Annotated in this window: 3 protein-coding genes and 1 pseudogene; 1 reads left to right on the forward strand and 3 read right to left on the reverse strand. The window is 69.5% G+C overall.

All coding sequences use genetic code 11. From position 1 onward, the window contains the following. The 3 genes from I53_RS24830 to clpB all read right to left on the reverse strand — a co-directional run. A partial coding sequence (locus I53_RS24830; RefSeq protein WP_251982448.1) for a DUF4139 domain-containing protein occupies nt 1–1,263 on the reverse strand: 1,263 nt, incomplete at its 3' end. Nucleotides 1,264–1,521: 258 nt separating this feature from the next. Beyond that, nucleotides 1,522–1,866: a hypothetical protein gene (locus tag I53_RS24835; protein WP_051045066.1), complete on the reverse strand. Its 345-nt coding sequence runs from the start codon at nt 1,864–1,866 to the stop codon at nt 1,522–1,524. Between the two features lie 185 nt (nt 1,867–2,051). After that, complete coding sequence (gene clpB / locus I53_RS24840) at nt 2,052–4,688, reverse strand: ATP-dependent chaperone ClpB (protein ID WP_043355766.1); 2,637 nt, start codon at nt 4,686–4,688, stop codon at nt 2,052–2,054. A 199-nt stretch (nt 4,689–4,887) separates the two neighbouring features. On the opposite strand from clpB, the pseudogene I53_RS24845 reads away from it, so the two are divergent. After that, nucleotides 4,888–5,538: pseudogene (locus I53_RS24845) on the forward strand (MOSC domain-containing protein); the annotation flags it as partial.

Consider the following 5,538-nt stretch of genomic DNA (forward strand, 5'->3'; position numbering starts at 1 on the left):
GACGGGGGTCGCGGGCAGGCGCGCATCCCCGAGGTAGCCGGCCTGCCGTCGTAGAAGGGTGATGAGACCGGCGGGCAGCATCGCGGCGGTGCCGTTGCGGATCCTGAGGGCCGCGATCGGATGGATCCCCTGACCCGGTTTCCAGAGGGCGATCCGCTCGGCCTCGATCTCGGTATCGATGAACGGCACGGACAGCGTGCCGCCGGCGCGGAGATCGACCGGATGCGGCAGCGTGAAGTTGGCCGACACATCTCCCTCGCTGGCCCCGGCACTCGCCGTCGCGGCCGCAGCCTCGTAGCCGGATTCCGCAGCGTCCAGGCGCGCGTCGAGGCGCGCCATCGGAGCCGGAAGGGGCACAGCGGCAGCGGGCGCCGCGGGGGCACGCAGACGGGACAGCGTCTTCGGGGCGACCGTGCCCTGGTCGAGATCGGGCATGCCGACATCGTCGACCATCACCGGCGCCTCCGGTCTCGTGCGCCAGTAACGCCGGTGCAGGCGCTGGAGCAGCGCCACCGGCGATCCGGACGACAGGGTGACGTCGACGCCCTTCCAGTCCGCGCCGAGGGCATTCTCGAGGACCGCCCAGGCCTGCAGATTCGCCCGGCCTTCGCCGCCGTCGACGATGCGATAGCTCGTCTTCCAGACGGGCGCGGCGACGACATAGGTCAACCGGACCTCGCGCCGGCCGCGTCCCGCGACATCGATCTCGACCCGGTGGGCATCGCCGACCTTGGCCTTGCCGGCCGCGTCGACGGCCGCGGCGATCCTGGCCGCCATGACCGGATCCTGGATCGTCACGGTCGCGCCGTCCTCGATCGGCACGGATTCGAGCGTGCCCGACCCGGTCAGCACGGTCAGGATCGCGACCTCGCCCGCCTCGGTTCCGGCATTGCGCTCGGATACGCCGAGCACCCGGCCTTCGAGTGTGCGCCCGGCGCTCTGGATCTTGACTGGAATGCCCTGCAGCTTCCCCACGAGGCGCGCCGGCGCGGACAGATCGTCCGCGGTGAACGGCATCGTCCGCAGCGTCTCGTCGACCTGATCCACGCCGTCCAGACGCAGGGCACCGACGGTGCCGAGCGGATCACGCACGACGAGGCTCTTGAGGATGTCGTCGATCTGCTCGGGCCTGACGTTGAGCCCGATCGTCGTATCGCCGTCGACCGCATGAACCAGGGTCACTTCGGCAAGGCCGCCGCTCGAAAGGGTGACGGCGCGGATGCCGTCGGGGGCTGCCATCAGGGGCGGCGCGGCTGCGATCATGGACAACAGGGCTCCGGCTAAGATCAGATGCGATGGGATCAATTCGCCTGTCTCCCGTCAGGGGGCACTCCGCCGAGCACGATGCCAATCTGGCCGACCGTGCGCCGTCCGGCAAAGGCTGCGTGACGCCCGCGGCCGCAAACCGATCGCGGTCGGAGCTGGCCTGCTGTCCGGACCGGAGCACGCCCCCATGCGGCATGGATGCCGCTGAACGAATGCGCAGTGCCTCGTCGACATGCTGCGGCCCGCGGCTGCACGCTAGCGTATCCGGCTGTCTGTGCTCCCGCTCCAGAAGGCGATCGGATCGACGGCCTCGACGAACTCGTCTTTCTTCGATGCGGAGACCCGCATCTCGCAGCCTGCGGTGCCGCCGTCCGATGCGGCGTCATCACCGCACGGAACGGCACTCAAACGCAGGACGACGTCGGCCATAGCGCTACCGTTGACGGCCCGCCGCGTGATGACATCGGGCTCGTGCGTTGCCGCCTCGGATCCGCAGGAGGCCTTGGCCCTGGCGAGGGCAGCCGCGACGGGCGGCGGGTGATGGTCCGCCGCAGCGAAGCGGGGTTCGGCGAGAATCAGGGCGGCGTGGGCGCGACGCATGCCGCCAGGATCCCCAGGCCCGTCCGCGCTGTCCAGGCAACTAGCTCATCGTGACGCTGGCGGCCGATACGGCACGCGTCGTCACTCGGGATCGCGATCGCGTCGCGAGGGCCGGTGGAACGAAGCCGAGACGGAAAAGGCGGCGCACCCTGTGTGGGCGCGCCACCCGATCGTCTGTCTCAGGATCAGTTCAGCGTCGCGTTGACCGGCCGCCGCTCGGCTCCGACCGTGACGTCGCCGATCATCAGGCCCAGCGCGCCCAGGCGAACCGGCACTTTCTCGCCGTCATGGATCTTGCCCGAGAGCACCAGCTCGGCCAGCGGATCCTGGACATTCTTCTGGATCACCCGCTTGAGCGGCCGCGCCCCGTAGGCCGGGTCGTAGCCCTTGTCGGCGAGCCAGGTCTTGGCCTCCTCGTCGACCTCCAGGGTGATCTTGCGCTCGTCCAGCAACTTCTGCAGCCGCCCGAGCTGGATCTCGACGATCGCCCCCATCTCCGACCGCGCCAGGCGGTGGAACAGGATGATCTCGTCGACCCGGTTCAGGAATTCCGGCCGGAAGTGGCCCCGCACCACGCCCATCACCTCGTCGCGGACCGCGTCGGTGTCCTCGCCCGCAGGCTGGTTCACCAGATACTCGGACCCGAGATTCGAGGTCATGATCAGCAGCGTGTTGCGGAAATCCACCGTCCGCCCCTGACCGTCGGTCAGCCGCCCGTCGTCGAGAACCTGCAGCAGGACGTTGAACACGTCCGGATGCGCCTTCTCGACCTCGTCGAACAGCACGACCTGATAGGGCCGGCGCCGCACGGCCTCGGTCAGCGCACCGCCCTCCTCGTAGCCGACATAACCGGGAGGCGCCCCGATCAGCCGGGCGACCGCGTGCTTCTCCATGTACTCCGACATGTCGATGCGCACGAGCGCCGTGTCGTCGTCGAACAGGAAGCCGGCGAGCGCCTTGGTCAGCTCGGTCTTGCCGACGCCCGTGGGGCCGAGGAACATGAACGAGCCGATCGGCCGGTTCGGATCCTGAAGCCCGGCGCGGGCGCGCCGGACCGCGGTCGAGACCGCCTCCACCGCCTCGCGCTGGCCGACGACGCGCTTGGCGAGCGCCTCCTCCATGGCCAGTAGCTTCTCGCGCTCGCCCTCCAGCATCTTGTCCACCGGCACGCCGGTCCAGCGGGAGACGACCCCGGCGATGTGGGCGGGGGTGACGGCCTCCTCCATCATCGCGTCGCGGCCGTTCTCCGACTTGGCATCGGCCTTGGCCTCGATCTCGGCGAGCTGCTTCTCCAGGCCCGGGATGACCCCGTAGGCGAGCTCGCCCGCGCGCTGATACTGACCCTGGCGCTGCGCCGCGGCGAGCTCGTTGCGCGCCTCGTCGAGCTTCTTCTTGAGGCTGGCCGCGGTGCCGAGCTTGTCCTTCTCGGCCTTCCAGCGGGCGGTGATCGCCGCCGAGCGCTCCTCCAGGTCGCCGAGTTCCTTCTCCAGCCGGACCAGCCGGTCGCGGGAGGCGGAATCGGTCTCCTTCTTGAGCGCCTCGGCCTCGATCTTCAGCCGGACGATCTCCCGGTCGATGTTGTCGAGCTCCTCGGGCTTCGAATCGACCTGCATGCGCAGGCGCGAGCCGGCCTCGTCCATGAGGTCGATGGCCTTGTCGGGCAGGAACCGGTCGGTGATGTAGCGGTTCGAGAGCGTCGCCGCCGCCACCAGGGCCGAATCCTGGATGCGCACGCCGTGGTGCTGCTCGTACTTCTCCTTCAGGCCGCGCAGGATCGAGACTGTGTCCTCCACGGTCGGCTCCGACACGAAGACCGGCTGGAATCGCCGGGCGAGCGCCGCGTCTTTCTCGACGTGCTTGCGGTACTCGTCGAGCGTGGTCGCGCCGACGCAGTGCAGCTCGCCGCGGGCGAGCGCCGGCTTCAGCAGGTTCGAGGCGTCCATCGCCCCGTCCGCCTTCCCGGCGCCGACCAGCGTGTGCATCTCGTCGATGAACAGGATGATGCTGCCCTCTGCCGCGGTGACCTCGGAGAGCACGCCCTTCAGCCGCTCCTCGAACTCGCCCCGATACTTCGCGCCCGCGATCAGCGCGCCCATGTCGAGGGCGAGCAGGCTCTTGTCCCGGAGACTCTCCGGCACGTCGCCGTCGACGATGCGCAGGGCCAGACCCTCGACGATGGCGGTCTTGCCGACGCCGGGCTCACCGATCAGCACCGGATTGTTCTTGGTGCGCCGGGACAGGACCTGGATGGTCCGCCGGATCTCCTCGTCGCGGCCGATCACCGGATCGAGCTTGCCGTCCCGGGCGGCCTCGGTGAGGTCGCGGGCATACTTCTTCAGGGCGTCGTAGGCGTTCTCGGCCGAGGCGTTGTCGGCGGTGCGGCCCTTGCGCAGGGCGTTGATCGCCGCGTTCAGCGAGGCGGGGGTGACACCCGCCGCCTGGAGCGCGCGGCCGGCCTCGGAATCCTTCTCCACCGCCAGGGCGAGGAGCAGCCGCTCCACCGTGACGTAGGAATCGCCCGCCTTCTCGGCGGCCTTCTCGGCGGTGTCGAACAGGCGCATCAGCTCGCGCGTCGCCTGCGGGGCGGCCGCGTTGCCGGAGACCTTCGGCTGCTTGGCGAGCCACTGCTCGGTCTGAGCCAGCGCCACCCGCGACTGCCCGCCCGCGCGGTCGATCAGGCCGGCGCAGAGGCCTTCCGGATCGTCGAGCAGCACCTTGAGCAGGTGACCCGGCTGAAGCTGGGGATGTCCCTCGCGCATCGCGAGGTTCTGAGCCGCCTGCACGAAGCCGCGGGCGCGCTCGGTGTACTTTTCGAAGTTCATGCACAACCCTCCCGTACCGGCATCCGCCGCCCGATGAGAGGCGCGGCGCCACCGAAACGTCGCCCTCCGGCTATCCGCCGCGCGAGGGCCCCGGCGCCATTGGCGGCCGCCGGTGATCCCGATGTGGTGTTGCAATTGGGCACCACAAGGGGCGATGAGGCTCTTGCGTGACGGATCATTTCAGGGCCACGCTTCGCGCATGACCGCATTGATTCATGTCAGCGCTCTCTACCGCTATCCGGTGAAGGGCTTGAGTCCCGAACCCGTCGAGCGGGCGGACCTCGAGACCAGCGGCTTCTTCCCGGGCGACCGGCTCTACGCCATCGAGAACGGGCCCTCGGGCTTCAACGCGGTGGCGCCCCGCCATCAGCCGAAGACGAAGTACCTGATGCTCATGCGTGACGAGGCGCTCGCCCGCCTGCGCACCCGCTACGAGGATGCTACGGCGACTCTCACCGTCGAGGGCCATGGCGAGCCGCAGGCCTTCAACCTCGACACCGAGGCCGGCCGAGAGGGGCTTGCGGATCTGATGCGGCGGTTCATTCCCGGGAGCCTGCGGGGCGAACCGAAGGTGCTCGCCGCCCCGCCGCAATACCGGTTCACGGATTCCCCAACCGGCTACGTGTCGCTCATCAACCGTGCGAGCGTGGCGGCGGTGGAGGATTATCTCGGCGTGCCCGTGGACCCGCTGCGCTTCCGCGGCAACCTGCTCGTCGAGGGGCTCGACCCCTTCGCCGAACTGGAGATGGTCGGGCAGGTGGTCGAAGCGCCGAGCGGGCTGCGGCTCAAGATCACCAAACGGACGGTGCGGAGCGGGCGACAAACGTCGAGCCGACCAGCGGCTCCGCGA

Source organism: Methylobacterium sp. B1 (assembly GCF_000333255.1).
GTDB classification, from domain to species: Bacteria; Pseudomonadota; Alphaproteobacteria; order Rhizobiales; family Beijerinckiaceae; genus Methylobacterium; species Methylobacterium fujisawaense.

Excerpts from the sequence above, each read along its gene's own strand:
- I53_RS24835 (WP_051045066.1), bottom strand. The coding sequence starts at position 1,866 with ATGCGTCGCGCCCACGCCGCCCTGATTCTCGCCGAACCCCGCTTCGCT.
- clpB (WP_043355766.1), bottom strand. The coding sequence starts at position 4,688 with ATGAACTTCGAAAAGTACACCGAGCGCGCCCGCGGCTTCGTGCAGGCG.